This is a genomic window from Stenotrophomonas sp. YJH_SMC_123, assembly GCF_059368215.1.
Genome location: NZ_JCAFRM010000006.1, coordinates 68,800 through 94,920 on the forward strand (window position 1 = coordinate 68,800; position 26,121 = coordinate 94,920).

Consider the following 26,121-nt stretch of genomic DNA (forward strand, 5'->3'; position numbering starts at 1 on the left):
CCGAGTGGGCTGGAAGCGGCAGGAATGGGCGGAAACGACAGGCATGGAGCGAGTATCGGCGGGCTGGTATCAGGGGCTGAGACCAGACATGCTACTCGCCTTGTGAGTAGAATTACTAATGAAATTGGCGGGCCGGGTTTCAGGTTGCTGAAGTGGAAAAGGAGTGCCGAGCCAGGTCGGCACCCACAGGGCCCGGTTACGGGCGGACCGGCAGCGCGACCGGGCGCAGCGGCGCGGCATCGCCGCCGCGGATCTTCAGCGGGCCGCCAATGAAGGCGAACTCGTAGACCTTGTCGCGGGCCAGTTCATCCAGCGCCACCAGTTCGATGATCGGCGCGCCCTGCTGGGCCAGCAGGTAGGTGTGCAGCGGCACGTAGTCGTCGGCCACCTCCGAGGGGAAGGTCTCGAAGCTCAGGTTGTCGGCGCCGACGATCATCGCGCCGCTGTCCTCAACCAGGAAGCGCGCCGCGTCCAGGCCCATGCCCGGCGGGTTGGCCATGTAGGCCTTGGGCTGTTCGAACAGGCGCATGCGGCCGGTACGGATCAGCACCACATCGCCCTGCTGCAGCTTCACCCGCTGGCGTGCCAGCGCATCCTTCAGGTCCTGGCGGGTGACGCGGTAGCTGTCCGGCAGCATGTCCACGCCCTTGGCGGCGGCCACGTCGATCAGTACGCCACGCGCGATCAGCGGCGGGAATTTCTCGATGCCGGTGACATTCCAGCCACGATCGCCGAGATGCTTGTCGGCCTCGAAGCCGTTCCAGATCTTTCCGTGGATGCCGAAGTGGTTCAGCGCATCGATGTGGGTGCCGGTGTGGCTGTACATCGAGAACGCGGTGCCGGTGTAGCTGCGGGTGAGGTTCATGCTCTCGCCCACGCCCATCGGATCATCCATCACCGTGCCGCGCGGGGTGTGGGTCATCCAGAACTGGTAGTGCGGGTCGCCGGCGTCCTGCCAGCTGGGCATGCCGACGTAGTAGTCGGTGGCCAGGTCATAGGCCTTGCCGCCGCTGACCCGCGACAGGATCGCCGCACGCGAGGCTTCGGTGATCAGGTTGAGCCGGCCGATCTCGTCCTTCGGCCCCCAGGGGCTGGTGCCGACCTGCTGGCCGGAGGGAACGCGTTCGTGCGCGGACACGGTGGTGGACGCCGCAGTGCCGGCCAGTAGCAGGGCCAGCGCGCTGGCCAGGATACGTGGGGTCATGGGGGAATCTCCTTGCAGGGTGGGGAGGGTGCGGCTCAGGCCGCGACCAGGGGCGCCAGGGCCTGGCGCAGTTGCGGCAGCGGCAGGGTCTGCAGGCGCAGGCCGTTGCCGCCGATCACGGTGGGAATGGAGCGGATGCCGAGGGCAGCGGCGTCGGCACGATCGGCCTGCACGTGCTGGCGTACTGCGTCGCTGCGCATGTGGTCAGCGAAGGCACCACGGGGATGGCCCAGTGATTCGGCGATATCCAGCAGCACTTCGGCGTCGCCGATGTTGCGGTGCTGGTGCAGGTGCGCCCATTGCACCGCGTCGAACATTGCGCCATGGGCATCATTGCCGCCGATCAACCCTGCGGCCTGGCAGGCCAGTGCGCCGAGCCAGCCGGAGGGATATTCGAAGTCCTGTGCGCGCATGCCTTCGATATCGATGCGCGCGCTGTCTTCATGCGCGGCGCAGTCGGTCCAGTGGCGCAGGATGATCGCCTTGGCGCGCTCCATCGAGCCGAACACCTCGACCATCTGCGCGCGCGAGTCCTGCAGCACGAAGCTGCGATGGCGCACCTGGATGCCGAGTTCGGCCGAGACCTGCTGCAGGCGCGGGGCCAGCACGAAGCACCAGCCGCAGACCACGTCGTGGAAGAAGTCGACCACCGGCGCGGCGGTGGCGGGGGAAGGAACGGGAGACATCTGCCTGCCATCGGTGAGAGGGGAGGCGGCAGATTAGGCAGCGCGGTGGGGCCGAAACAGCGCGCCGTGGGCAGCTCAGTTTTCGCTGGCGGTTACGAATCCAGGCCGGCGCAGCGGGGCAGCTCGGCGTGCAGGAAATCGATGAAGGCACGCACCTTGGGTTGCAGGTGGCGCGACGTGGGATAGACCGCATGCACGAAGCGTGGCGGATAGCGGTGGTCGGGCAGCACCTGTTGGAGTTCGCTACGGGCCAGCGCTGGTGCCGCCAGGAACGAGGGCAGGGCGCCGATGCCCATGCCGGCCACCAGCAGGTCGCGCAGCAGCAGGCTGTTGTTGACGGTGACGCGTGCCGGCAGGGTGATGGTCACCTGCCCATCCGGGCCGAGCAGCGGCCAGCTGCCGGGGGAGTCGGACAGGCTGTAGGCCAGCACACTGTGCACCTGCAGATCGTCCACCGACTGCGGTGCTGGACGCTGCCGCAGGTAGGACGGGGCAGCGCACAGCACCTGTTGCAGCGAGGCAAGCCGGCGCGCCACCAGTCGCGAGTCGTCCAGCTCGGCACGCAGCCGCAACGACACATCGAAACCCTCACCGACCGCATCGAGCAGGCGATCTTCCATCACCAGGTCCAGCGACAGCTGTGGATGCTGTTGAAGGAAGCGTGGCAGCAGCGGCGACAGCGTGCTCAGTGCGAACGACTGCGGTGCATTGACACGCAGGCGCCCGGCCACCTCGCCACGCTGTTCGGCGATGCCACGTTCCAATGCGTCCAATTCGTCGAGCAGGCGGCAGCATTCGCGGTAATAGGCGTGGCCGGTCTCGGTCAGGCTCATGCGCCGCGTGGTCCGCTGCAGCAGCACCACGCCCAGGTGCGTTTCCAGCGCGCGCAACTGCTTGCTCAGCCCGGCCGGCGACATGCCCAGGTCTTCGGCAGCGCGGGCCAGCCCGCCGCGTTCGACGATGCGGCGGAAGGCGCGCATCAGGTTGAAGGAATCCATGCCGGTACCGGGCGCGATGAGGGCGCCATTGTAGATCCACGCCATCCGTGGGTGGGGGAAACGCGGTGTCGGCCAAAGGGGGGATATCCACCGAGGCGGGGCGGGTTGCGCCGTTTGTTCAAGCGCGCAACCGTCGTGCCGCGCCAGCATGCAGGCCCCTCACGTTCCGGGTTGCCCATGAAACACTGGATCCTCCGCCTGTATGCCCCGTTGTTCCTGCTCGGTTTCGTTGCCGCCGCCGTCGTCTGGGTCGGCCACCTCCATGGCGATCCGCTATGGCTGCTGGCCTTGCTGGCGGTCGCCATCGCGGTTTCGTTCGCTGCCGAACGTGCCTGGCCGTATGACCCCGCGTTCAACCACGACCACGGCGACAGTCTGCGTGACACCCTGCATGCACTGGTCAACGAAAGCCTGAACCTGCTGTCGATCGCTGCGGTGCCGCTGCTGGCAGCGCTCCTTCCGTGGCAGCTGTGGCCGCTGCAGTGGCCGTTCGTTCTGCAGGTACTGCTGGCCATCGTCTGCGCCGACCTTGGCATTACCCTGGTGCACTACGCCAGCCATCGCATCGGCTGGCTGTGGCGGTTGCACGCGGTGCATCACAGCGTCACCCGCATGTACGGCTTCAACGGCTTGATGAAGCATCCGCTGCACCAGGCGGCCGAAGCAGTGGGCGGCGTACTGCCGCTGCTGCTGTTGGGCCTGCCGATGCCGGTGGCTGCGGTGCTGGCCTTCGCCATTGCCATCCAACTGCTGCTGCAGCACTCCAACGTGGACATGCGCCCGGGCCTGCTGGGCCGGGTGATGGCGTGGGCGCCGCTGCACCGCTTCCACCACATGCGTTACGGCACCGCTGGCGACGTCAACTTCGGCTTGTTCCTGACCGTCTGGGATCACCTGCTGGGGACCGCCTTCGATGCGCCGGGCTATCGGCTGCAGCAGCGCGACCTCGGCATCGGCAGCCAACCGGACTATCCGCGCGATTATCCGGGACAGCTGCTGGCGCCGTTCCGCGAACTGCCGCATGGCGAGGTGCCGGAGCTGCCGGAAGGTCTGCGCAGGCGCGGATGATGGGCCGTGTCAGGCCGCGTGAAGCTGCAGGCCCTGCAGCTGCGCGGCACCGATACCGAACATGCGGCGCAGGCTGCGCGACAGATGGGCCAGATCGGCGAATCCAGCGGCATGCGCACTGTCGGTCAGGGTGTGCCCGCGCAGATGATGCATGAGTGCGCGGCGCAGCCGCTGCCACAGCACCCAGCCGCGCAGGGTCACCGCCAGATCAGACTGGAAACGCCGGTGCAGCTGGCTGGTCGACAGGTGCGCCGCCCCGGCGATATCGGCGGCCGACACCGGGCCGGGCAGGTGCTGGGCGATACGGGCCAATGCCGCCTGCACGCGGCGGTCCAGCGGTTGCGGGCGGCTCAGCCGTGGCAGCCAGCCGTGCAGTTCCAGCGCGTTGCCCGGCAGTGCGTGCAGGTATTGCTGGATCTGTGCGGGATTGGCATGCGTCGGCTCAAGGAACACCGTGCAGCCTGCTTCTGGCGCTAACAGGATCGCGTGCGGCTGGAATGACGGCAGCCACAGCCGCTGGCCTTGCTGCTGCACGCCATCGACCTCAACCTTCCAGGCTGCGCCATCGCTGAGCAGCAGTTGATGGGCGTAGTGCGCGTGCGCGGCGCTGTCACCGGCATGACCCTGCAGCACGGCCACGTGAGCATCCAGCAGCAACGTGCCATTCCAGGGCAGGGTGGGGGAGGACATTGAGGGATTGTAGATCCACGCCATGCGTGGATGAATCTCAATCGAAATCGATTATTTCGACAGACGGATTCACGGCGTCCCCGCAACCGGCCCCCACCCCCGCCAACCCACAGGAAGCCCGCTTTTGCTCCGGCTGTTGCTTCTGAGGTTGCCGGCCAGCGGCCGGCACTACCGCGGGTGCCGGGCGCCGCCCGGCCGTGCGCCCCCTCAGCGCCCGTGCGGATCCGGCCGGTGATGCACGTATTCAACCACGGTGCCATCGGGATGCACCGCATTGAACGCCGCCCCGGTCGGGACTACCTGCAGCGGGAAGATGATCTCGGCGCCGGCGGCGACCAGTTTGTCGTGATAGGGCCGAACGTCATCGACCAGCAGTGTCCCCGTGGTCGAGGTGAACGGTGCCAGTGCCGCCTGGCTGCCTTCGATCAGCAGGAAGGCGCCGACCATCGCCAGGCGCAGCCCGGCTTCCGGGAACGGGAACCCCGCATCGGCTACCACGCCCTGCAACTGCTCGTAGAACGCCACGCTGCGCTCCAGCTCGCCCGGGGCCACGAACACCCGGATCAGCACGCGCGGTGCGCGCTGGCTGGAGGTGTCACAGCGGTCGCGCCAGAGATGATCGAAGTCGCGATGTACGGTCATGGGCTCGATTCGTGGCCAGGGATCTCCATTATCAGCAGCCTCGCGCGGCGCGCTGATGACCGCCAGTGATGGACTGATAACCATTGGCCGGGTTGCCCCTGTGACTTAGGTCCTGTTGACAGGTGTGAACGCCCTCGCACAATCTTCACAGGATTGGGTCGCCCTGCGCGGCCCGGGCAGGCAGGTTGTCACGCCGGGAGGAGGGTCCCGCGCGCAGACCGGCCCGTCCATCGGCCTGCGGGGCGTTGCCTGGCAACCCCTGCGCGGCATGAACGCTGCACCCTTCGGCGGCACTTTCCCTGGACCGATTGCCTTGGCAACGGAATTACGCCTGCCGATGAAAACGTTTACAAAACCGCTTGCACTGTCTCTGGCCCTGTCTGCCGCACTGGCCGCTCCGGCCTGGGCCGACCCGGCCGCGTTCACTGTGCTGACCCTGGAACAGGCGCCCCACGCCGAGGCGATGCCGGCGCTGGCCGCGCAACTGAAGAGCCTGAAGGTGGACGCGGTGAGCGTGCGCCAGGTGCAGCGCGGCATCGGCCAGGTCGATCCGCTGCAGGTGCTGGCCGATGGCCTGGGCTACGAGTACCGCTTCATTGCCGCCGGCAAGGACGATGGCCAGACCCAGCGCGGCCAGGCTGTTCTGACCCGGCTGCCGATCGCCGCTGAATCCGGCCCCGACCAGCCGGGCCTGAACTACCTGCGGCTGGACGATGGCCGCCACACTGTGGCGGTCTATACCGATGCCGGTGCAGGTGCGGCGCAGCTGCCGGCGCTGGTCACCCGTTCACGGCTGGGTGCACCGGCGGTGCTGCTCGGCGCGGTGGCCGGTGAATCGGCCAAGGCCGCAGGCTTCGATCCGGCGCGTGTGGCGCTGGAAGCCGATGCCAGCTATTTCAGCGACGGCTTCCAGGCCGCCAGCAGCGCGCCGTTCAAGGTGGAAGGCAGCACGCTGCGTGCCACCCTGCTGACCCTGGCCTATGCCGCCGACAAGCACGGCGACACGCCGTGGATGGACACCACGCTCAACGCCGATGCGCGCGCTGCGCTGCTGCTGAAGGCGATGACCGAGGATGAGAAGTTCCAGATGCTGCACAGCTACTTCGGGCTGGGCAAGGACGGCGGCCCACTGCCGGAAGGTGCGGTCGGTTCGGCCGGCTTCGTGCCGGGCGTACCGCGGCTGGGCATCCCGTCGCAGCAGTCGGCCGATGCCGGTGTCGGCGTGACCAATCCGGGGGGCATCCGCCCGGGCGACTTCGCCACGGCGATGCCATCGGGCCCGTCCACCGCATCGAGCTGGAACCGCGAAGTTGCCTTCGCCGGTGGCGCCACGATGGGCCGCGAGGCGTGGCAGCAGCGCTTCAATATCCTGCTGTCGGGCAGCGTCAACCTGCAGCGTGACCCGCGCAACGGCCGCAACTTCGAGTACGCCGGCGAAGACCCGCTGCTGGCCGGCTCGATGGTTGGCGCGCTGATCCAGGGCGTGCAGAGCCAGCACGTGATCTCCTCGATGAAGCACTTCGCGCTGAACGACATGGAGACCCGTCGCAACTTCCACGACGTGCGCATTGGCGAACAGGCCATGCACGAGTCGGACCTGTTGGCCTTCGAGATCGCGCTGGATGCCGGTCGCCCGGGCGTGGCGATGTGCTCGTACAACAAGATCAACGGCACCTACGGCTGCGAGAACGGCTACCTGATGAACCAGGTGCTGAAGCAGGAATGGAAGTTCCCCGGTTTCGTGATGTCCGACTGGGGTGGCGTGCACAGTGGCTCGAAGGCTGCGCTGGCCGGCCTGGACCAGCAGTCGGCCGGTGAGGTGTTCGACGCGGCGGTGTTCTTCGATGAACCGCTGCGCCTGGCCGTGCATGGCGGCGTGGTGCCGCAGGCGCGCCTGAACGACATGGTGGCGCGCATCCTGCGCACGATGTTCCTGCATGGCAACTTCGACAACCCGCCGCAGCACCAGAAGGTGGATGCCGAGGCCGGCTTCGCCGTTGCCCAGCGCACGGTGGAGGAGGGCAGCGTGCTGCTGCGCAATGAGGGCAACCTGTTGCCGCTGGCCGACAGCGTGAAGCGCATCGTCATCATCGGCGGCCATGCCGACAAGGGCGTGATCGGTGGCGGTGGTTCATCGATGGTGGGCGTGACCGCCAAGGGCGCCAACGCGGTGCCCGGCGTGATGCCGACCACCTGGCCGGGCCCGGTGATCTTCCATCCGTCCTCGCCGCTGGAATCGCTGCGTGCGGCGCGCCCAGACGCGACTATCACGTATGTGGATGGCACCAACGCCGCTGCTGCGGCCAAGGCGGCCGCGCAGGCGGATGTGGCCATCGTGTTTGCCACGCAGTGGGCTGCCGAATCGGTGGACCTGCCGGACATGCAGCTGCCGGACAACCAGGATGTCCTGATCTCGGCAGTGGCCAAGGCCAACCCGAAGACCGTGCTGGTGCTGGAAACCAACGGCCCGGTGCGCACACCGTGGCTGGCGCAGGTGCCGGCGATGCTGCAGGCCTGGTACCCGGGCATCCGCGGTGGCGAAGGCATTGCCGCACTGCTGACCGGCCAGGTCAATCCGTCCGGCCGCCTGCCGGTGACCTGGGTGACGGACGAATCGCAGCTGCCGCGCCCGCACATCGACGGCCTCGGCTTCAAGCCGGCCAAGCCGTTCGGTGATGTGTTCGATTTCGATATCGAAGGCGCCAACGTCGGCTACAAGTGGATGGCGGCCAAGGGCCTGACCCCGACCTTCGCCTTTGGCCATGGCCTGTCCTACACCTCGTTCGCCTATGACAACCTGAAGGTGAGCGTGGAAGGTTCGCGCCTGGTCGCCAGCGTCGACATCCGCAACACCGGCAAGCGCGCCGGTGCCGACGTGGCCCAGCTGTACCTGAAGCTGCCGGCCGGCAGCACCACGCCGATCCGCCTGATCGGCTATGACAAGGTGACCCTGCAGCCGGGCGAACAGCGCCGCATCCGCATCGAAGCCGAGCCGAAGACGCTGGCCCACTACGATGCACAGGCGCGCCAGTGGAAGATCGACGGTGGCACCTACCAGGTGCAGCTGTCGCGCAACGCCGCCGAACCGCTGCAGACGGTGGACGTGCAGCTGGTGGAGCAGGTGCTGCGCTGAGGCTTGAAGGCACGGCCTGCAAGGGCCGTGCCTGAAAAAGGGGACGGAGGGGATTAAGTCGTTTATGCATAAACGACTTAATCCCCTCCGTCCCCTTTTCATATGGCGAACCACCCGCGCAGGAAATCGATCAGCTGCCGCACCTTCGGCGAGGGCTGCGTGCTGTGCGGGTAGACCGCGTACACGCTCTGCTGCGGGAAGCGGTGCTGGCGCAGCACCGGGCGCAGGCGGTCCTGGGCCAGGTCGTCCTCGATCAGCCAGCGTGGCAGCACGGTGACCCCGGCGCCGGCCACGGCGAAGGCGCGCAGGCTGCTGGCACCATCCACGCGCACCACTGCATTGCCCGGGTTGGTGGCAAACAAGGCGTCGCTGCCGTCGGGCGCGACCACCGGCACGTCGGCCAGGCGCGGGTAACCCAGGCGGGGCAGGGTGCCCAGTTGCACGGGGTCGTTGGCCGCATCGGCAGAGGGCAGGCGTGCCAGCAGGGACGGAGCCGCCACCGCGCACAGCGGGTGCCGTTCCAGTTCACTGGCATGCAGGCCCGAATCGGGCAGACGGCCAAGACGGATCGCCAGGTCGAAGCGCTCGGGAATAAGGTCTGCCGGCGCGGGAGACGTGGACAGGTGCAGCTGCAGGGCCGGATGCCGCGCACGGAAGGCTTCCAGTGCGGGAATCAGGCGAAGCTGCGCGTACTCCGGGGTGGTGGTCAGGCGCAGCACACCCTGCAGCTGGTGCTGGTCGCGCCGCGCGGCATCGATTGCCGCCTGCGCGGCATCCAGCGCCTGTACGCAATGCTGCAGGAACTGTTCGCCAGCGTCGGTCAGGGCCAGGTGGCGGGTACTGCGCAGCAGCAGGGTCACGCCCAGCTCCTGCTCCAGCCGTTTCAGGTTGAAGCTGACCACCGCACGGCTCAGGCCGAGCCGATCGGCCGCTGCGGTCAGGCTGCCGGCCTCGACCACGGCACGGAAGATATCGAAGCGATCGAGACTGACCATGGCGGTTCATTGTCAAAACAGATTTGACAGTGTTGCAGGTGTTGTCGTGTTTTTCCAACAGCTCCCGGGCGGCATGCTGGCGGTCTCTCTGCTGGAGCACCGCCGATGCCGTCCCCCCGCCTGCGCCATGAGGCGATCTTCCTGCTGGTGTTCGCCCTGGATCTGGTCAACATGTTCATCGCCACGGTGGCCTATCCGGCACTGGCAGCGGAACTGCACGCTGATGTCGGTACCCTGGCCTGGGTGGGCACCGCCTACATGCTGGGCCTGAGCGTGGTGATTCCGCTGGCGCCCTGGTTGGCCGCGCGCTGTGGTGAGCGTCGCCTGCTGCTGGTGGCGTTGCTGTTGTTCGCGGTTGCCGCTGTGCTGGCCGGCGCCGCACCGGGTATCGGCTGGCTGCTGGGCTGGCGCCTGCTGCAGGGGCTGGCCGGTGGCCTGCTGATTCCGGTGGCACAGGCGGCAGCGTACCGACAGTGCACGCCGGACCAGCGTGGCGCGCTGACCCGCCGCATCCTGCTGGTGGCGCTGCTGGTGCCCGCACTGGCGCCGGCGCTGGGCGGGTTGCTGGTGCAGTGGTTGTCCTGGCGCGGCGTGCTCTGGGCCAGCCTGCCGTTGGCGGTGGTGGCGATCGGCCTGGTGCTGGCCTGGATGCCGGCCGATGGCGCGCGCAGTGCGCCGCGCCTGCAGGCCTATGCGCTGTCCACCGCGATGCTGGCGCTGGGCGCGCTGCTGCTGGCGCTGACCTGGCTGGGTGAACCCGGCCATCGGGCCGCCGGTGCCGTACTGCTGTTGATCGCAATGCTGTTGGCGGCGGCCCACCTGCGGCATGCACGGCAGCAGGCGCAGCCCCTGCTGCGCTGGTCGCTGCTGTCCCATCGGGGCCTGCGCCTGGCGATGCTGGTCTATCTGGCAGTGCCCGGTGTGTTCATCGGCAGCCAGCTGGTCAGTACCCTGCAGCTGCACCAGGCCGGTTACAGCGCGGCACGCATCGGCGCGTTGATGCTGCCCTGGGCGCTGGCCTCGGCCATTGCGATCACGGCCAGCAAGCGCCTGCTGGCGCGCTTCGGCCCGGCCACGGTACTGCGTACGGGCATGCTCCTGCAGGCCAGCGGCCTGCTGTTGATGGCGCTGCTGCCGCAGCCGGCCTTCGCGTTGGCCGGGCTGCTGTTCGCGCTGATGGGCGCCGGCGGCAGCCTGTGCAGCAGCACCGCGCAGACGCTGGCCTTCCATGGGGTCGAGGGCGAAGCATTGGGCGATGCCAGTGCACTCTGGAACCTCAACCGCCAGCTCAGCTTCTGCCTGGGCACCGCGGCCATCGCGCTGCTGCTGGCATTGGCCATGCAATGGCTGCCGGCCCACGGCACCGGCATGGCGCTGGGTCTGGCCGCGGTACTGACCCTGCTGCCGATGGCGCTGCTGCGCCGGCCGCAGTTGCTCACCCTTTCGCAACCGGAGAACATCTGATGGATACCACCGCAGAACATGAAATCCACCACCTGCACGACAAGCTGCAGGCCTGGTTCCGTGCCGATGTCGGCGCCGATGCGCTGGAGGATCTGATGGCGCACTTCAGCGCGGACTTCAGCATGGTCGGCATCGCGGGTCGCCGATTGGATCGGCAAGCCGTGCAGGCGTTGTTCGCGGGCGGTCACGGGGCGCGCCCCGGGCTGCGGATTTCCATCGACGCCGTGCACGCGGTGGAAGCGCCTTCACCGCTGGCGGTGCTGCGCTATCGCGAAGGGCATTCGCTCGATGGCGGCACGCCTGCATGGCGGGAGTCACTGGCGGTACTGCGGCAGGAAACCGGGCGCTGGCGCTGGCTGGCCCTGCATGAAGTGCCGGTAGCCTGATGTTGTAGAGCCGAGCCTACGCTCGGCTGCTCTTCGGGTAGGTCGCGGCGGTCTGAGCCGAGCGTGGGCTCGGCTCTACAGGACGCACTGCTCCCACATTGGCCGCACATGTGCCATCAGTCCTGCCTGCATCCACCGCAGAATGCAAAGCCCGCACACACTTCATGGCTCGGGGCAGGAGTAGGCTTGGAGCTTTCCTGCCGGGAGGGGTTGTCCATGCGTGTGCGTGCCGTCGCTGTAGCCATTGCCCTTTGCCTGTCCAGCGCCGTGCTGGCCGCCGATACCCCGCCGATGACCCCGGACATCAGCGGCAAGCCCTTCGTTGCCCCCGATGTCGGTCGTGACTACGACAAGCGCGTGGTGATGGTGCCGATGCGTGATGGCACCAAGCTGTATACGGTGATCGTGGTGCCCAAGGGTGCCCGCAATGCCCCGATCCTGCTGACCCGCACCCCCTACGACGCTGCTGGCCGCGCCAACCGCAGTGATTCGCCGCGCATGCGCGACCTGCTGCCACAGGGCGACGAGGTGTTCGTCGACGGCGGTTACATCCGCGTGTTCCAGGACATCCGTGGCAAGTACGGCTCCGAAGGCGATTACGTGATGACCCGGCCGCTGCGCGGGCCGTTGAACAACACCAGGGTGGATCACTCCACCGACGCCTGGGACACCATCGACTGGCTGGTGAAGAATGTGCCGGAGAGTAACGGCAAGGTCGGCATGCTCGGCTCGTCGTACGAGGGTTTCACCGTGGTGATGGCGCTGACCGACCCGCACCCGGCACTGAAGGTGGCCGCGCCGCAGAGCCCGATGGTCGATGGCTGGATGGGTGACGACTGGCTCAACTACGGTGCGTTCCGCCAGGTCAACTTCAACTATTTCGCAATGCAGACCGAGAAGCGCGGCAAGGGCACGCCGCTGCCCAGCCTCGGCTATGACGACTACAGCACCTTCCTGCGCCTCGGTTCGGCCGGTGACTACGCGCGTTTCACCGGCGTGGACCAGCTGACCTGGTGGAAGAAGCTGGTCGAGCACCCGGCCTATGATGGCTTCTGGCAGGGTCAGGCGCTGGACGCGGTGATGGCCAAGACACCGTTGAAGGTGCCGACCATGTGGCTGCAGGGCCTGTGGGACCAGGAAGACATGTGGGGTGCCAACCACGCCTACCAGGCGATGGAAGGGCGCGACAGCGGCAACAACCGCAACTATCTGGTGATGGGCCCGTGGCGGCACAGCCAGGTGAACTACGGCGGCAGCGAGCTGGGTGCGCTGAAGTTCGATGGCGATACCGCGCTGCAGTTCCGTCGCGATGTGCTCAAGCCGTTCTTCGACCAGTACCTGGTGGATGGCGCGCCGAAGGCCGATACGCCGCCGGTGCTGATCTACAACACCGGCGAAAACCACTGGGACCGCCTGAAGGGTTGGCCGCGCAGCTGCGACAAGGGCTGTGCCGCCAGCAGCAAGCCGCTGTACCTGCGCGCCGGCGGCAAGCTGGCGTTCCAGGCACCTGCGGCGGGCGAGGGGGACTTTGAGGAATACGTGTCCGACCCGGCCAAGCCGGTACCGTTCGTGCCGCGCCCGGTCCGCTTCGGCGACCGCGACATGTGGACCACCTGGCTGGTCAAGGACCAGCGATTCGTTGATGGCCGCCCGGACGTGCTGACCTTCATCACCGAACCGCTGACCGCGCCGCTGCGCATTGGCGGCGCGCCGGTGGTGCACCTGCAGGCTTCGACCAGTGGCACCGACAGCGACTGGGTGGTGAAGCTGATCGACGTGTATCCGGACCAGGAAGCGTCGACGCCGGAGATGGGTGGCTACGAGCTGCCGGTGTCGCTGGCGATCTTCCGTGGCCGTTACCGCGAAAGCTTCAGCGATCCGAAGCCGCTGGCCGCCAACCAGGTGCTGCCGTACCGCTTCGACCTGCCCAACGCCAACCACACCTTCCAGAAGGGCCATCGGGTGATGGTGCAGGTGCAGTCCAGCCTGTTCCCCCTGTATGACCGCAATCCGCAGACCTACGTGCCGAACATCTACCTGGCCAAGCCGGGCGATTACCAGAAGGCCACGCAGCGGGTCTGGCACAGCGCAGCGCAGGCCAGTTACATCGATCTGCCGGTGTATTGAGGTTGATGAGGTACGCCGGGTGCGCGATGCCCGGCGGCGGTAGTGCCGGCCGCTGGCCGGCATCCACGACGGCGCGAGAGCATGTCGACCAAGGTCGACACCTGCCAGGGCTGGCCATGACATGTCGAATCAGGCGGCTTTGGTAGTGCCGGCCGCTGGCCGGCATCGGCGACGATGCAGGACCGTGTCGACCAAGGTCGACACCTACCGGGGCTGAGTCATGACATGTCGAATCGGGCGGCTTTGGTAGTGCCGGCCGCTGACCGGCTACCGCGACGATGCAGGAGCGTGTGGACCAAGGTCGACACCTGCCAGGGCTGAGTCATGGCATGTCGAATCGGGCGGCTTTGGTAGTGCCGGCCGCTGGCCGGCATCGGCGACGATGCAGGACCGTGTCGACCAAGGTCGACACCTACCGGGGCTGAGTCATGGCATGTCGAATCAGGCGGCTTTGGTAGTGCCGGCCGCTGGCCGGCATCGGCGACGATGCAGGAGCATGTCGACCAAGGTCGACACCTACCGGGGCTGAGTCATGGCATGTCGAATCAGGCGGCTTTGGTAGTGCCGGCCGCTGGCCGGCATCCGCGACGGCGCGAGAGCGTGTCGACCAAGGTCGACACCTGCCGGGGCTAGCCATGACATGTCGAATCAGGCGGCTTTGGTAGTGCCGGCCGCTGGCCGGCATCGGCGACGGTGCAGGAGCGTGTCGACCAAGGTCGACACCTACCGGAGCGGGGATCCTCCCCCCACCTTCGATGGGCCCGTACGCCAGCGGCTGGGGACCAGACCGAAGCGCTTGCGGAACGCGGCGGCGAAGTTGCTGGGGTGGCGGTAGCCGCTGGCGGCGGCGGCCTGCTCAACCGTCCATCCGTTTTCGCGCAGGCCCTGTTCGGCATGGCGCATGCGCTGTTCATGCAGGTAGTCGAACACCGAACTTCCATACTGCTGGGCAAAATGGCGGCGCAATGAGCTGGGGCTCATGCAGGCCAGCCGGGCCAGCTCGACCAGGCTGTGTGCATGGCTGGGGTCGTCATGCAGGTAACTGCGTACCCGTTCCAGGCGCTCGCGCTGGCCGGCACGCAGCGTGCGCACCGGGTCGGTCTGCAGATCCTCGGCCTGCAGGCCGAGGGCCAGCAGCTGCAATGCCACGCCTTCGCGCCACAGCGCGTCGATGCCGTCCTGCCACGGGCTGTCGAACAACTGGCCCAGCACCGGCAGCATGGCGTGGGGAATGGCCCAGTGGCGGCATTCCAGGTGCGTGCCAAGCGCTTTTTCCAGCTGTGGCATCTGGAAAACATCCGCGTCGATGCCACCCGGCACGATCACGCTGACCCCGCGCAGGCGCGTTTCGCCGGGGTGCGCCCCGGTCATCTCGATCTGGTCGCGATGGTGGGCGGTCATCGCGGTGCCGGCACGCAGGGTGAAACTTCCGCGTCGCGGGATACGCACGTCGACCTGACCCTGCAGCATCACGCGGATGGCGAGCCCGGGCCGCTGTTGCGCGGTCGCCACATAGGGGAACCGGTTATGCACGTCGGAGGCGATCAGGCTCATGCCACCGCGCATGAACTGTTCGTTGACTTCGCCGCGGCCGGCCCACTGGTCGTCACGCAGGTGTTCCGGATCAGCGCGGTAATCGAAGCCGTGGCGTTGGCCGAAGCGGCGGTAATCGGCAAAGGTGAAGTATCGGGACATCGCTCGGCACGTACAGGAGGGGAGGCGCTGGCGCCATGGCCCATGTGCTGCCCCGCGTAGCGGGCAGCCTGGAAGGCCGGAAAACGCCAGGTTGGAAAAAATGTGTCGAAGAAACTGGAAACGTTTCCCATTGTCGCTGCGAATCATTCGCAGGGGATTTGAATACGGTCAAACCGATTGGTCATTACGGCCAAGTTGAACGGGGTGCCGGACATACGCCAGCGTTTTGCCGCTATATCCGTACTTGATTCCCTACATGAACTTCGGTTGAGGTTTCATTGCTGGAACGATCATCCGCGGACAGGCTGTTGGTCTGCTCGTCACAGCGGCCGGCGTAAGGTGATGGATTGGCGGCCGCGCGCCGCATCGCTCCCCCCACCGATGGAGAATGCAGATGATTGATTACCAGCTGACCGGCAAGACCGCGATCGTGACCGGCGGCGTGTCGGGCATCGGCCTGGCCGTGGCACAGACGCTGGCCGCATCCGGTGCCCGTATTTCGGTCTGGGACCTCAAGCAGGATGCGGTGGATGCCACCGTGGCGCAGTTGCGCAGCACCGGCGCACAGGCCATCGGCATCGCGCTGGACGTCACCGACGATGCAGCGGTGGAGGCGGCGGTGCAGCGCACGGTCAAGGAACTTGACGGCCTGCATGTGGCGGTCAACAACGCCGGTATCGGCGGGCCGGCGGCCAGCAGCGGCGACTATCCGATCGAGGGCTGGCAGCGGGTCATCGACGTCAACCTCACCAGTGTGTTCCTGTGCCAGCGTGCGCAGATCCAGGCAATGCGGGCCGCTGGAACCGGCGGCAGCATCATCAACATGGCCTCGATCCTGGGCCAGGTGGGCTATGCCGGTTCCACCGCTTATGCGGCGGCCAAGCACGGCGTGGTCGGGCTGACCCAGACCGCCGCGTGGGAACATGCGGCCGACGGCATCCGTGTCAACGCGGTGGGTCCGGGTTTCATCAGCACACCGCTGCTGGAGAAGATGGACCCGAAGGTGCGCGCCACGCTGGAAGGACGGCACGCGCTGAAGCGGCTGGGCACGGCCGAGGAAGTGGCGGCATTGGTGGCCTGGTTGGCCAGCGACGACGCCTCGTTTGCGACCGGCGCGTACTACGCCATCGATGGTGGCTACCTGGCGCAGTGATGCGTTGAACGCAGGGTGCGGTGCCGCCGGGCGTCGCCCGGCGCTACCGGGTGAACGGACTGTGGCGTGGCCTTCACCTCTGTGCCACGGGGGCCACGCGACGCTCCGGGAAAACCCCGGAGCTTGACCATGGAACTCACCCAGGATGTCTCGATCCTGCTGCGCGTTGCCGCAGCGATGCTGTTCGGCGGCGTGCTCGGCGTCGAGCGCGAGATGGGCAAGCACGCCGCTGGCCTGCGTACGCACATGCTGATCGCGGGGGCCGCTGCGCTGATCGTCGGCCTCGGCGACTCGGTGGCCGAGCATTTCCAGCAGGAGCGCTACCGTGACCTGCTGCAGGTCGATCCGGTGCGCCTGATCGAAGCGGTGGTGGCCTGTGTCGGCTTCGTTGCCGCTGGCACCATCCTGCGTGGGTCACGCGAGGACCAGGTCAGCGGCCTGACCACGGCCAGCTCGCTGATCATGGCAGCGGCCATCGGGATTGCGGTGGGGATCAGCAAGTACGTGATCGCCATCGGGGTGAGCGTGCTGTGCGTGCTGGTGCTGGCAGTGATGCGGCGGTTGGAGAAAAGGATTCCGTAGGGAAGGGCTAGTTGCCGGCCAGCGGCCGCCACTACCGTGAGAGCCGTAATGGTCGGACCAATATGAAGTCTAGCCCTATGGTCTAATAGGCACTTCGTCGGAGCGGCGGTTAAATCCGCTGCAAGTGGTCTGATCGAAATCATTATTGGTACGACCAATAATCGACAGCCACGGCGACCCACCGCCTGCGGTGGAGCACATCCCGCCCCAGTCGAGAGCCTTCATGCAGCCCTGGCAACACCTGTACGACCCCGCCGGCAACCTGTGGTTGTCCAGCCTGATCGCGCTGCTGCCGATCGCGTTCTTCTTCGTTGCCCTTGCGGTGCTGCGCATGAAGGGCTGGCTGGCCGGCACGATCACCGTGGCCATCGCGCTTGGCGTGGCCCTGTTGTTCTACCGCATGCCGTTGAGCCAGGCGCTGGGCGCGGCCGGTTTCGGCTTCGTCTACGGCCTGTGGCCGATCGCCTGGATCATCATCGGCGCGGTGTTCCTCTACAAGGTCTCGGTCAAGACCGGTCAGTTCGACATCATCCGCGCCTCGATCCTGTCGGTGACCGAAGACCAGCGCCTGCAGATGCTGATGGTCGGTTTCGCGTTTGGTGCCTTCCTGGAAGGCGCGGCCGGCTTCGGTGCGCCGGTGGCGATCACGGCGGCGCTGCTGGTCGGGCTGGGCTTCAAGCCGCTGTATGCCGCCGGCCTGTGCCTGATCGTCAACACTGCGCCGGTGGCGTTCGGTGCGATGGGCATTCCGATCATCGTGGCCGGGCAGGTCACCGGCCTGGATGCATTCGAGATCGGCCAGATGGCCGGCCGCCAGCTGCCGTTCCTGACTGTGATCGTGCTGTTCTGGATCATGGCCATCATGGATGGCTGGCGTGGCATCAGGGAAACCTGGCCGGCGGTGCTGGTGGCCGGTGGCTCGTTCGCCATCGCGCAGTACCTCACCTCGAACTTCATCGGCCCCGAGCTGCCGGACATCACCGCCTCGCTGGCGTCGCTGGTGTGCCTGACCCTGTTCCTGCGCCGCTGGAAGCCGGCACGGATCTTCCGCTTCGATACCGAAACCAGCGCCGAGGCGGCCGCGCAGGCACTGGAGGCACCACGCTACAGCGTCGGCCAGATCGCCAAGGCGTGGTCGCCGTTCCTGATCCTCACCGCGATGGTCACGCTGTGGAGCATCAAGCCGTTCAAGTCGCTGTTCGCGGCAGGCGGCCCGTTGGAAGGCTGGGTGCTCAAGCTCCCGGTGCCGGGCCTGGACCAGAGGGTGCAGAAGATGCCGCCGATCGTCGACGCGCCGCTCAGCTATGAGGCGATCTACAAATTCGACTGGTTCTCGGCCACCGGCACCGCGATCTTCCTTGCGGCGGTGATCGCGATCATCGCACTGCGCATGCCGGCCCGGTCGGCGCTGCAGACCTTCGGCGAAACCGTGCGTGAGCTGCGCATGCCGATCTACTCGATCGGCATGGTGCTCGCCTTCGCCTTCATCGCCAACTACTCGGGCCTGTCGGCAACACTGGCGCTGGCATTGGCGCACACCGGCGATGCGTTCCCGTTCTTCTCGCCGTTCCTGGGCTGGCTGGGCGTGTTCCTGACCGGTTCGGATACCTCGTCCAATGCGCTGTTCTCGGCGCTGCAGGCCACCACCGCGCAGCAGATCGGCGTATCCGACGTGCTGCTGGTGGCGGCCAACACCACCGGTGGCGTTACCGGCAAGATGATCTCGCCGCAGTCGATCGCCATTGCCTGCGCGGCGGTCGGCCTGGCCGGCAAGGAGTCGGACCTGTTCCGCTTCACCGTCAAGCACAGCCTGATTTTCACCACGATGGTCGGCCTGATCACCCTGGCCCAGGCCTACTGGCTGACCTGGATGATTCCCTGAGCCATGCATGGCTGGCCGACCACCCGCTGTGCGCTTCGGGCCACAATGGCGCCATGAGCACGCAACGTATTTCGGACAGGGTGGCCGCGCAGCTGCGCGGCCTGGTGCAGGAACAGCGGCTGCGGCCGGGCGACCGGTTGCCCGCCGAGCGCACCCTGGCGGTGCAGCTGGGGGTCTCGCGCACCGCGCTGCGCGAGGCCATCGCGCAGCTGGCCAGCCAGGGCCTGCTGACCGCACGCATCGGTGGCGGCACTTACGTGGCCGAACCGGCGGCGCGCGCGCGGCAGGCGCTGGATGAACCGCTGGCGCCGTACCTGCCGCTGTTCCAGGGCGACCCGGAATACCGTTTTGACGTGCTGGAGATCCGCCACGCGCTGGAAGGTGCCACTGCCTGGCATGCGGCGCTGCGAGCCACCGATGAGGACCGTACGCGCATCGCGCAGGCCTTCCAGACCATGATGGACGCGCACGGCAAGGACGACCCCACCGGTGAAGCAGAGGCTGACGCGGCCTTCCACCTGTCCATCGCCGAGGCCTCCCACAACCTGGTGCTGCTGCAGGTGATGCGCGGCCTGTTCGAACTGCTGCAGACCAACATCTCGCAGAGCCGCGAGAAGCTCTACACCTCGGCGAGGACCTTCTCGCCCCTGTCCGACCAGCACCGCGAAATGATGGATGCGGTGCTGGCCGGCGACCCCGAACGCGCGCGCGCCGCCGCGCATGCCCACCTCGAGTTCGTGCACACCACGCTGCGCACGCTCGATGACAACGAAGCCCGGCGTGCGCGGGCCTCGCGCCTGCCTTCCCCACACGGTTGACCCCATGATCATCTCCGCCTCCACCGATTACCGTGCCGCAGCGCAACGCCGGCTGCCGCCGTTCCTGTTCCACTACATCGATGGCGGCGCGTATGCCGAGCACACGCTGAAGCGCAACGTTTCCGACCTGTCCGACATCGCGCTGCGCCAGCGCATCCTGCGCAACATGTCCGATCTGAGCCTGGAAACCGAGCTGTTCGGCGAAACGCTGGCAATGCCGGTGGCGCTGGCGCCGGTCGGCCTGACCGGCATGTATGCCCGCCGCGGTGAAGTGCAGGCGGCGCGCGCGGCCGACAGCCGGGGCATCCCGTTCACCCTGTCCACCGTATCGGTGTGCCCGATCGAGGAAGTGGCACCGGCCATCCAGCGGCCGATGTGGTTCCAGCTGTACGTGCTGCGCGACCGTGGCTTCATGCGCAATGCGCTGGAGCGGGCACAGGCCGCCGGCGTGACCACGCTGGTGTTCACCGTGGACATGCCGGTGCCGGGCGCGCGCTACCGTGATGCACACTCCGGCATGAGCGGCCCGAATGCCTCGCTGCGCCGCATCGGCCAGGCCGTCACCCATCCGCACTGGGCGTGGGACGTCGGCCTGTTCGGCCGTCCGCATGACCTGGGCAACATCTCCACCTACCGCGGCAACCCGACCGGGCTGGAGGATTACATCGGCTGGCTGGGCAGCAACTTCGATCCGTCCATTTCGTGGAAGGACCTGGAGTGGATCCGCGAGTTCTGGAAGGGCCCGATGGTGATCAAGGGCATCCTCGACCCGGATGATGCGCGCGATGCGGTCAGGTTCGGTGCCGATGGCATCGTGGTCTCCAACCACGGTGGTCGCCAGCTGGATGGCGTGCTGTCTACCGCACGTGCATTGCCGGCCATCGCCGATGCGGTGCAGGGCGACCTGAAGATCCTCGCCGATTCGGGCATCCGTACCGGCCTGGACGTGGTGCGCATGCTGGCGCTGGGGGCCGATACCGTGCTGCTGGGGCGCGCCTTCGTCTATGCGCTGGCCGCGCAGGGCGAGGCCGGCGTGGCCAACCTGCTGGACCTGATCGCCAAGGAGATGCGCGTGGCGATGACACTGACCGGCGCGCGCCGCATCGCCGACATCAGCCGCGATTCGCTGGTCAACCTGCCATGAGTGGCCATGACGCCGTGCTGGCGCAGTTGCGCGACGCGGTCGGCAGCCGCCATGTGTTGACCGGCGACAAGACCACGCGCCGCTTCCGTCGTGGCTACCGCTTCGGCGATGGCCCGGTGCTGGCGGTGGTGCGCCCAGGTACCTTGCTGGAACTGTGGTATGTGCTGCAGGCAGCGGTGCAGGGCGGAGCGGCGATCATCCTGCAGGCGGCCAATACCGGCCTGACCGGTGGCTCGACCCCGGATGGGGACGACTATGGGCGCCCGATCGTGCTGGTCAGCACGCTGCGCCTGACCGGCATCCAGCTGTTGAACGAGGGCCGCCAGGTGCTGTGCCTGCCCGGCGCCACGCTCGACCGCCTGGAGCAGACCCTGGCACCGCTGGGCCGCGAACCGCATTCGGTGATCGGCTCCTCCTGCATCGGCGCCTCGGTGCTGGGCGGCATCTGCAACAACTCCGGCGGCGCGCTGGTGCGCCGTGGCCCGGCCTATACCGAGCTGGCGCTGTATGCGCAGGTCGATGCGCAGGGCCAGTTGCAGCTGGTCAACCACCTCGGCATCGCGCTGGGTGATACGCCCGAGCAGATCCTGCAGCGCCTCCAGGCCGGTGACTATGCCGCTGACGACGTGGGTGACGGCGATGGCCGCGCCGCGTCTGATCCACGCTACGCCGAGGAAGTGCGCCGGGTCGATGCCGATACGCCGGCACGCTTCAACGCCGACCCCAGCCGCCACTTCGAAGCGGCCGGTTCGGCCGGCAAGCTGGCGGTGTTCGCGGTGCGCCTGGATACCTTCGAAAAGGAGCCCGCCGAGGTCTTCTACATCGGCAGCAACCGCACCGACAGCCTCACTGCGATCCGGCGCCAGCTGCTGACCGGCTTCGAGCGCCTGCCGATTGCCGGCGAGTACATCCACCGCGATGCCTATGACATCGGCGAGCGCTACGGCAAGGACAGCTTCCTGTTGATCGACCGCCTCGGCACTTCCCGTGTGCCCGCCGCGTTCGCATTGAAGAGCCGGGTCGATGGATGGTTCGAACGGCTGGGCCTGCGCGGGGTGACCGACCGGGTGATGCAGATGCTGACCGGCCTGCTGCCCTCGCACCTGCCCAGGCGCATGGGTGAATTCCGCCAGCGCTACGAGCATCACCTGTTGCTGAAGGTCTCCGCACAGGACGCGGCGGCAACCGAGGCCTGGCTGCGCGGCTTCTTCGCCGATCATGAGGGTGGTTACTTCCACTGCACGGCCGATGAGGGGCGCAAGGCGTTCCTGCATCGCTTCGCGGTGGCCGGCGCGGCGGTGCGCTACCGCGAAGTGCATCGGGACCAGGTGCAGGATATCGTGGCGCTGGACATCGCCCTGCGCCGCGATGATGCCGACTGGTTCGAGCAGTTGCCGGCCGATATCGATGGCCGCCTGCTGCACAAGCTGTATTACGGGCACTTCCTGTGCCATGTGTTCCACCAGGACTACATCGCACGCAAGGGCGAAGACCCGATGGCGATCGAGCACGCGATGTGGGCGCTGCTGGACCAGCGCGGCGCCGAGTATCCGGCCGAGCACAATGTCGGCCACCTGTACCCGGCCAAGCCGGCCCTGGCCGGGTTCTATCGGCAGCTGGACCCGAGCAATACGTTCAATCCGGGCATCGGCCAGACCTCGAAGGAAAAAGGGTGGGGTGGCTGCGACTGCGGATGATGTAGAGCCGAGCCCATGCTCGGCTGCTCTTCCCGACAGACAGCCGTCGAGCATGGCTCAGCCCCACCCGGACAGCGGTTACCATCGGAATCCCGTACGCAGGAGCCGCCCATGCCCACCATCGTTGCCCGCGCGACCCTATGCGCTGCATTGCTGGCAACACCGCTGCTGGTGCTGGCGCAGTCCGCGATCCTGCCGCAGCAGCGCGACGCCGCCGGCAACGTGATGGAGCCGCTGGGGCAGGTGCTGGAACAGGGAGGGCAGGGCGAAGCACGCATGCAGTACTGCACCCTCGATCGTGCCTGGTGCGTGCGTGTGCAGCCGGTGGCCGAGGACGGCGATCGGCCGACGACGCTGGAAGTCTCTGAACGGGAGGCCGGCGAAAGCGAGCCGCACGTCTACCACGTCAGCATCGACGTGCCGCAGGAAAGCGAGCTTTCGCTGTGGCCGTGGATCGTGCGGCTTGCGCCTGGCGTTGGCAGCGATGAGGCAGTGAGCGACCCGCGGCAGCGCGCCCGCCAGAACGTGCTGGTGGGCGGTATCGTCAAATTCAGCACGATGTACTCAGGCGGTGGTGCCGACGCGTCCACGCTGCAGCTGGCGCGCGTGCGTCACCTGCAGGATGACATCCAGGTGGACGACGACGTGCTGACCCTGCCATGGCTGGGCAACGCGATGATCCGCGCCTGTTTCAGCGAGCAGGACATGAAGCAGCGCGCCGGTGCCTGCCACGACGAGTACGGGTTCTCGGCAAGGCTGGCGCTGGATACCGCCGCCGGGGGCATGCCGGTGCTGCGCTACCAGACGGTGGCGACGCGGTTCCCGGCCGGTGTCTCACGCTTCGAGGATTCGCTGGCCAAGGGGCCGTTGAAGAAGAAGGACCTGCGCACCGAGCAGGACCCGGCGTGCAGCTACACGCGGTTGTTCCGCTTCAGTGATGGGGTGTTCCACCCCGACCAGGCGCTGCCGGACTGCGCGGGGTATACCGAGCCCTGAGCTGTAGAGCCGAGCCTGCGCTCGGCTGTCACGGAAGCGCAGCCGGGCATGGGCTCGGCTCTACAGCGCCTACTCGCAGCGGGTGGCGGTGATGATGTTGTCCTTGTCCACGTACACACGCAGGCGGTCGTGGCGGATGTCCTTGGTGGTGATGGTGTTGGGGCCGATCGGGTTGACCAGGCCGGCACCGCTTTCGCTGGACAGGCGGCGGATGTTGGGCTCATTGGCAGGCTGGCCGATTGCCCAGCCCAGCTGGCTGGCGTCGCAGTGGCCGGTACCCTTGACCTGCGGACCGGGGGTGCTGACGCAGGCCGACAGCAGCAGGGCCGACGCGGGTAGCAACAGGGACAGACGGAAGGCGGACATGCAGCGCTCCTGCGCAGGGAAGATGGGCGGAACGATAGCACCCGGCGCGCGAAAGGCGTCAGCGCCCCGGTCATTGCCGGCACGGCGTAGCCACTGCATAGTGGGAGGGATGACTGGCATCGCGCCAGCGGGCAGGCCGGGCCATTCCGGTGCAGGTGCTGGATACGGTATGACGGCAGACAGTTTCCGCGACAAGCGCAGGGCGATGACGGTACTTGCAGTATCGGTGCTGGCCGTGGCGTGTGCCGCCACTGCCGCCGAGCCAGTGCCGGCCGCAGCCGCGGAAACGCCGGTGTTCGGCGCGTGGCGCAACCTTCAGACCGAGGCCGGCTACGCGCCGGCCCAGCGCAATCTGGCCTTCGCCATGCTGCCGCAGGCGGCGACCCGCGGCGACCGTTTCGCCGTCCTCGACCGTGAAGGCAAGCGGGCGGTGTGTTGCCTGCAGGTGGCCAGCCCGTCGCTGGGCGTGGCCGCGCTGCGCGAGCAGTACCACCTGCCGCAGGCCTGGGTGACCGACCTGAGCAATGGCCGCAGCCCGGCGCGTCCTTATCTGCCGCATGTCTATGCGATGCAGCGTGTGGACGAACTGGCAGACTACGGCTTCGCCGATGTGCCCGGGGCCTACAGCGACCTGGGTGGGCTGCTGATCCCCGAGGGCGCCGCCCTGGAGGACGATGGCAGTGCCGTCCTGCTGGGCGACAACCGTTATTCCGTGCATTTCCAGCGCCAGCCGCACGCCGATGATGATGGCGCGCTGGACCGCTACACCCTGCAGGGCGGCGACGGCGAGGCCCCGTTCGTGGTTGAAGTGCCGTTCGGCACCTACTGACTGCAGCACTGCACTGGCTAGAATGCAGCGCGGCGCCGTCTGCCGTGCCTGTTCCGTGAGTTGCTGCCGTGTCCCTGCGCCCTTTGCTGCTGTCGTCCCTGCTGCTGTTGTCCGCCTGCGCCAGCGCGCCACCTCCACCGCCGGCCCATTCCGATGCGCTGTGGCGCTTGATCGAGCGTGACTGCAAGGCGGTGGAAGGACCGCGTGGCAGTTGCCTGCGGGTGGAGACGGCGGCCGACCGCCGCGACGTGCTGGTCAAGGATGCGCACGGTGACTACCAGTTCCTGCTGATGCCGCTGGACAAGGTCAGTGGCATCGAGAGCCACGGCCTGTACCAGCGTGGGGTACCCAACTATTTTGCGGCCGCCTGGCAGGCGCGCGGGCATACCGAACAGGCCCTGGGCCGGCCGCTGCCGCGCAGCGTGGCCAGCCTGGCACTGAATTCGCCGCACGGTCGCTCGCAGCACCAGCTGCATATCCATGTCGACTGCCTGCGCGCGGATGTGCTGCAGGCACTGGATGCACATGCCGGTGCGCTCGGTCCGCGCTGGTCACCGTTTCCGGTGCCGCTGCGCGGGCATCAGTACCAGGCCTATCTGCTGCCCGGTGCAGAACTGACCGCCAATCCGCTCAATCTGCTGGCCTATGGCCTGAGCGGCGTGGGCGATGTGGGCCAGTGGAGCCTGGTGGTGGCCGGGCGCGGCGAGGTGCAGGGCGGCCCCGGCTTCATCCTGCTGGCTACCCGCGTGGATGCCGCCAGCGGCAACGATGCCAGCGGCGAGGAACTACAGGACCATGCCTGCACGGTCTTGACCGGTGCCGGTGCGGCACTGGAGCGGGTGCGCTAGCCGATCGGCTGCTGGCAGCTGCGCCAGGCCGACGCGGTCAGCGCCAGCAGCTGACGGTCATGCCATCCCTGCGCGTCCAGATGGTAGTCGCGCAGGATCCCTTCGCGGATGAACCCATGGGCCTGCAGCGCCTGGGCAAACGGGCTGGTGCAGCCTGGCGGCAGCAGCACGAAGAGGCGGTGCAGGCCGACATCGTCGAACAGGAACGGGCACAGTGCCCGCAGTGCCGCCTGCGGATGGGGGTGCCGGTGCTGCAGCGATTGCAGCTCGGCGCAGCGCGAGTGCAGCGACTGCAGGCGGATATGCAGCTGGTCGTGCAGTACGCCCTGCACGTCGTCGAACACACCCAGCACCAGCAGGTCGTTGTCTTCCTGCAGGCGTGAACGATAGACGCTGGCGAGGAACCGCGCCTCTTCATCAATGCCGTAGGACGGCCGTTGGCCGCGCTGGCGACGGTCGTCGAAGGCACGCCAGCGTGGCAGGTCGGTGCGCTGGAACGAACGCAGGGTGATGGGCGTGGCCTGGAGGTGGAGCAAGTGGCGGCGCAGGACGGGTCGTAGTGGGGCGAAGTGGGTGGAAGGGGCGCTGTTGGTCATCCCGGCACGATGCGCATCACTGACGCGCCAGGCCATGCAATTCATTGCAAAAGTGGGGTGGTGCCGTAAACGCGTCTGATTCGGTTCAGGCATAAGCCCATCAGGGCTGGTCATTTCCGTTG

General features: G+C 67.4%; 23 protein-coding genes. 14 read left to right on the forward strand and 9 right to left on the reverse strand.

The features are described 5' to 3' along the window. Window positions 1–196: 196 nt before the first annotated feature. The 3 genes from AC5P5W_RS14300 to AC5P5W_RS14310 all read right to left on the reverse strand — a co-directional run bounded on the left by AC5P5W_RS14300 (window position 197) and on the right by AC5P5W_RS14310 (window position 2,933). Window positions 197–1,204, reverse strand: coding sequence for a cyclase family protein (locus tag AC5P5W_RS14300; protein ID WP_049418880.1), 1,008 nt, complete (start codon window positions 1,202–1,204; stop codon window positions 197–199). Window positions 1,205–1,239: 35 nt separating this feature from the next. Next, window positions 1,240–1,890 carry a DsbA family oxidoreductase gene (locus AC5P5W_RS14305; protein ID WP_053496081.1) on the reverse strand — a complete coding sequence of 217 codons (651 nt, stop codon included), beginning with the start codon at window positions 1,888–1,890 and terminating at the stop codon, window positions 1,240–1,242. 92 nt (window positions 1,891–1,982) lie between these two features. Further along, entirely contained in the window at window positions 1,983–2,933 is a 951-nt protein-coding gene (locus AC5P5W_RS14310; protein WP_197574931.1) for a LysR family transcriptional regulator, read from the reverse strand. A 132-nt stretch (window positions 2,934–3,065) separates the two neighbouring features. Between AC5P5W_RS14310 and AC5P5W_RS14315 the strand changes: the two genes are divergently transcribed. Continuing rightward, the gene (locus AC5P5W_RS14315) at window positions 3,066–3,956 is read left to right on the forward strand and encodes a sterol desaturase family protein (RefSeq protein WP_032960191.1); all 891 of its coding nucleotides are present in this window, start codon (window positions 3,066–3,068) and stop codon (window positions 3,954–3,956) included. A 9-nt stretch (window positions 3,957–3,965) separates the two neighbouring features. Here AC5P5W_RS14315 and AC5P5W_RS14320 read toward each other — a convergent pair whose 3' ends face one another. Next, a complete protein-coding gene (locus AC5P5W_RS14320) occupies window positions 3,966–4,670 on the reverse strand; it encodes a helix-turn-helix domain-containing protein (RefSeq protein ID WP_197574932.1) in 705 nt (234 codons plus the stop codon). A gap of 183 nt (window positions 4,671–4,853) precedes the next feature. Continuing rightward, window positions 4,854–5,288: a VOC family protein gene (locus tag AC5P5W_RS14325; protein ID WP_014647503.1), complete on the reverse strand. Its 435-nt coding sequence runs from the start codon at window positions 5,286–5,288 to the stop codon at window positions 4,854–4,856. A gap of 337 nt (window positions 5,289–5,625) precedes the next feature. On the opposite strand from AC5P5W_RS14325, the gene AC5P5W_RS14330 reads away from it, so the two are divergent. Continuing rightward, a complete protein-coding gene (locus tag AC5P5W_RS14330; protein WP_197574933.1) occupies window positions 5,626–8,421 on the forward strand; it encodes a glycoside hydrolase family 3 C-terminal domain-containing protein in 2,796 nt (931 codons plus the stop codon). Window positions 8,422–8,519: 98 nt separating this feature from the next. On the opposite strand, the gene AC5P5W_RS14335 is transcribed toward AC5P5W_RS14330, so the two are convergent. After that, window positions 8,520–9,416 carry a LysR family transcriptional regulator gene (locus AC5P5W_RS14335; RefSeq protein WP_014647501.1) on the reverse strand — a complete coding sequence of 299 codons (897 nt, stop codon included), beginning with the start codon at window positions 9,414–9,416 and terminating at the stop codon, window positions 8,520–8,522. 105 nt (window positions 9,417–9,521) lie between these two features. Here AC5P5W_RS14335 and AC5P5W_RS14340 point away from each other — a divergent pair, with 105 nt between their 5' ends. The 3 genes from AC5P5W_RS14340 (at window position 9,522) to AC5P5W_RS14350 (ending at window position 13,393) form a co-directional block, all read left to right on the forward strand. Beyond that, the gene (locus AC5P5W_RS14340) at window positions 9,522–10,880 is read left to right on the forward strand and encodes an MFS transporter (protein ID WP_197574934.1); all 1,359 of its coding nucleotides are present in this window, start codon (window positions 9,522–9,524) and stop codon (window positions 10,878–10,880) included. Then, on the forward strand, window positions 10,880–11,266 hold the full coding sequence (locus AC5P5W_RS14345; protein WP_014647499.1) for a DUF4440 domain-containing protein: 387 nt from the start codon (window positions 10,880–10,882) through the stop codon (window positions 11,264–11,266). Before AC5P5W_RS14340 ends, AC5P5W_RS14345 begins: the two co-directional genes overlap by 1 nt. A gap of 216 nt (window positions 11,267–11,482) precedes the next feature. After that, window positions 11,483–13,393 carry a CocE/NonD family hydrolase gene (locus AC5P5W_RS14350; protein ID WP_032957710.1) on the forward strand — a complete coding sequence of 637 codons (1,911 nt, stop codon included), beginning with the start codon at window positions 11,483–11,485 and terminating at the stop codon, window positions 13,391–13,393. A 723-nt stretch (window positions 13,394–14,116) separates the two neighbouring features. Here the strand turns inward: AC5P5W_RS14350 and AC5P5W_RS14355 are convergent. Then, complete coding sequence (locus AC5P5W_RS14355; RefSeq protein ID WP_164165775.1) at window positions 14,117–15,088, reverse strand: helix-turn-helix domain-containing protein; 972 nt, start codon at window positions 15,086–15,088, stop codon at window positions 14,117–14,119. A 394-nt stretch (window positions 15,089–15,482) separates the two neighbouring features. Between AC5P5W_RS14355 and AC5P5W_RS14360 the strand changes: the two genes are divergently transcribed. The 7 genes from AC5P5W_RS14360 (at window position 15,483) to AC5P5W_RS14390 (ending at window position 23,360) form a co-directional block, all read left to right on the forward strand. Next, entirely contained in the window at window positions 15,483–16,241 is a 759-nt protein-coding gene (locus tag AC5P5W_RS14360; RefSeq protein ID WP_014647496.1) for an SDR family NAD(P)-dependent oxidoreductase, read from the forward strand. Between the two features lie 129 nt (window positions 16,242–16,370). Further along, a complete protein-coding gene (locus AC5P5W_RS14365; protein WP_014647495.1) occupies window positions 16,371–16,823 on the forward strand; it encodes an MgtC/SapB family protein in 453 nt (150 codons plus the stop codon). A 223-nt stretch (window positions 16,824–17,046) separates the two neighbouring features. Beyond that, a complete protein-coding gene (gene lldP / locus AC5P5W_RS14370; RefSeq protein ID WP_197575064.1) occupies window positions 17,047–18,705 on the forward strand; it encodes an L-lactate permease in 1,659 nt (552 codons plus the stop codon). A gap of 53 nt (window positions 18,706–18,758) precedes the next feature. Beyond that, on the forward strand, window positions 18,759–19,523 hold the full coding sequence (gene lldR, locus AC5P5W_RS14375) for a transcriptional regulator LldR (protein ID WP_014647493.1): 765 nt from the start codon (window positions 18,759–18,761) through the stop codon (window positions 19,521–19,523). 4 nt (window positions 19,524–19,527) lie between these two features. Continuing rightward, the gene (gene lldD, locus AC5P5W_RS14380) at window positions 19,528–20,667 is read left to right on the forward strand and encodes an FMN-dependent L-lactate dehydrogenase LldD (RefSeq protein WP_014647492.1); all 1,140 of its coding nucleotides are present in this window, start codon (window positions 19,528–19,530) and stop codon (window positions 20,665–20,667) included. After that, window positions 20,664–22,364 carry a D-lactate dehydrogenase gene (gene dld / locus AC5P5W_RS14385; protein WP_197575065.1) on the forward strand — a complete coding sequence of 567 codons (1,701 nt, stop codon included), beginning with the start codon at window positions 20,664–20,666 and terminating at the stop codon, window positions 22,362–22,364. Before lldD ends, dld begins: the two co-directional genes overlap by 4 nt. A 111-nt stretch (window positions 22,365–22,475) precedes the next feature. Continuing rightward, window positions 22,476–23,360, forward strand: a complete 885-nt coding sequence (locus AC5P5W_RS14390) for a hypothetical protein (RefSeq protein WP_032957700.1) — start codon at window positions 22,476–22,478, stop codon at window positions 23,358–23,360. Window positions 23,361–23,429: 69 nt separating this feature from the next. Here AC5P5W_RS14390 and AC5P5W_RS14395 read toward each other — a convergent pair whose 3' ends face one another. Beyond that, window positions 23,430–23,726 carry a hypothetical protein gene (locus AC5P5W_RS14395; protein WP_014037553.1) on the reverse strand — a complete coding sequence of 99 codons (297 nt, stop codon included), beginning with the start codon at window positions 23,724–23,726 and terminating at the stop codon, window positions 23,430–23,432. Window positions 23,727–23,895: 169 nt separating this feature from the next. On the opposite strand from AC5P5W_RS14395, the gene AC5P5W_RS14400 reads away from it, so the two are divergent. Then, window positions 23,896–24,555 carry a decarboxylase gene (locus AC5P5W_RS14400; protein WP_142234897.1) on the forward strand — a complete coding sequence of 220 codons (660 nt, stop codon included), beginning with the start codon at window positions 23,896–23,898 and terminating at the stop codon, window positions 24,553–24,555. Between the two features lie 68 nt (window positions 24,556–24,623). Beyond that, complete coding sequence (locus tag AC5P5W_RS14405; RefSeq protein ID WP_046431172.1) at window positions 24,624–25,403, forward strand: CDP-diacylglycerol diphosphatase; 780 nt, start codon at window positions 24,624–24,626, stop codon at window positions 25,401–25,403. On the opposite strand, the gene AC5P5W_RS14410 is transcribed toward AC5P5W_RS14405, so the two are convergent. Continuing rightward, a complete protein-coding gene (locus AC5P5W_RS14410) occupies window positions 25,400–26,035 on the reverse strand; it encodes a GNAT family N-acetyltransferase (protein ID WP_075076513.1) in 636 nt (211 codons plus the stop codon). The genes AC5P5W_RS14405 and AC5P5W_RS14410 overlap by 4 nt on opposite strands. Window positions 26,036–26,121 lie beyond the last annotated feature (86 nt).

Coding starts and splice junctions, on each gene's coding strand:
- AC5P5W_RS14360 (WP_014647496.1), top strand. CDS start 15,483: ATGATTGATTACCAGCTGACCGGCAAGACCGCGATCGTGACCGGCGGC.
- AC5P5W_RS14410 (WP_075076513.1), bottom strand. CDS start 26,035: ATGGCCTGGCGCGTCAGTGATGCGCATCGTGCCGGGATGACCAACAGC.
- lldD (WP_014647492.1), top strand. CDS start 19,528: ATGATCATCTCCGCCTCCACCGATTACCGTGCCGCAGCGCAACGCCGG.
- AC5P5W_RS14400 (WP_142234897.1), top strand. CDS start 23,896: ATGACGGCAGACAGTTTCCGCGACAAGCGCAGGGCGATGACGGTACTT.
- AC5P5W_RS14345 (WP_014647499.1), top strand. CDS start 10,880: ATGGATACCACCGCAGAACATGAAATCCACCACCTGCACGACAAGCTG.
- AC5P5W_RS14310 (WP_197574931.1), bottom strand. CDS start 2,933: ATGGCGTGGATCTACAATGGCGCCCTCATCGCGCCCGGTACCGGCATG.
- AC5P5W_RS14390 (WP_032957700.1), top strand. CDS start 22,476: ATGCCCACCATCGTTGCCCGCGCGACCCTATGCGCTGCATTGCTGGCA.
- AC5P5W_RS14340 (WP_197574934.1), top strand. CDS start 9,522: ATGCCGTCCCCCCGCCTGCGCCATGAGGCGATCTTCCTGCTGGTGTTC.
- AC5P5W_RS14335 (WP_014647501.1), bottom strand. CDS start 9,416: ATGGTCAGTCTCGATCGCTTCGATATCTTCCGTGCCGTGGTCGAGGCC.
- AC5P5W_RS14330 (WP_197574933.1), top strand. CDS start 5,626: ATGAAAACGTTTACAAAACCGCTTGCACTGTCTCTGGCCCTGTCTGCC.
- AC5P5W_RS14300 (WP_049418880.1), bottom strand. CDS start 1,204: ATGACCCCACGTATCCTGGCCAGCGCGCTGGCCCTGCTACTGGCCGGC.
- AC5P5W_RS14355 (WP_164165775.1), bottom strand. CDS start 15,088: ATGTCCCGATACTTCACCTTTGCCGATTACCGCCGCTTCGGCCAACGC.
- AC5P5W_RS14395 (WP_014037553.1), bottom strand. CDS start 23,726: ATGTCCGCCTTCCGTCTGTCCCTGTTGCTACCCGCGTCGGCCCTGCTG.
- AC5P5W_RS14365 (WP_014647495.1), top strand. CDS start 16,371: ATGGAACTCACCCAGGATGTCTCGATCCTGCTGCGCGTTGCCGCAGCG.
- AC5P5W_RS14350 (WP_032957710.1), top strand. CDS start 11,483: ATGCGTGTGCGTGCCGTCGCTGTAGCCATTGCCCTTTGCCTGTCCAGC.
- AC5P5W_RS14320 (WP_197574932.1), bottom strand. CDS start 4,670: ATGGCGTGGATCTACAATCCCTCAATGTCCTCCCCCACCCTGCCCTGG.
- dld (WP_197575065.1), top strand. CDS start 20,664: ATGAGTGGCCATGACGCCGTGCTGGCGCAGTTGCGCGACGCGGTCGGC.
- AC5P5W_RS14325 (WP_014647503.1), bottom strand. CDS start 5,288: ATGACCGTACATCGCGACTTCGATCATCTCTGGCGCGACCGCTGTGAC.
- lldR (WP_014647493.1), top strand. CDS start 18,759: ATGAGCACGCAACGTATTTCGGACAGGGTGGCCGCGCAGCTGCGCGGC.
- AC5P5W_RS14305 (WP_053496081.1), bottom strand. CDS start 1,890: ATGTCTCCCGTTCCTTCCCCCGCCACCGCCGCGCCGGTGGTCGACTTC.
- lldP (WP_197575064.1), top strand. CDS start 17,047: ATGCAGCCCTGGCAACACCTGTACGACCCCGCCGGCAACCTGTGGTTG.
- AC5P5W_RS14315 (WP_032960191.1), top strand. CDS start 3,066: ATGAAACACTGGATCCTCCGCCTGTATGCCCCGTTGTTCCTGCTCGGT.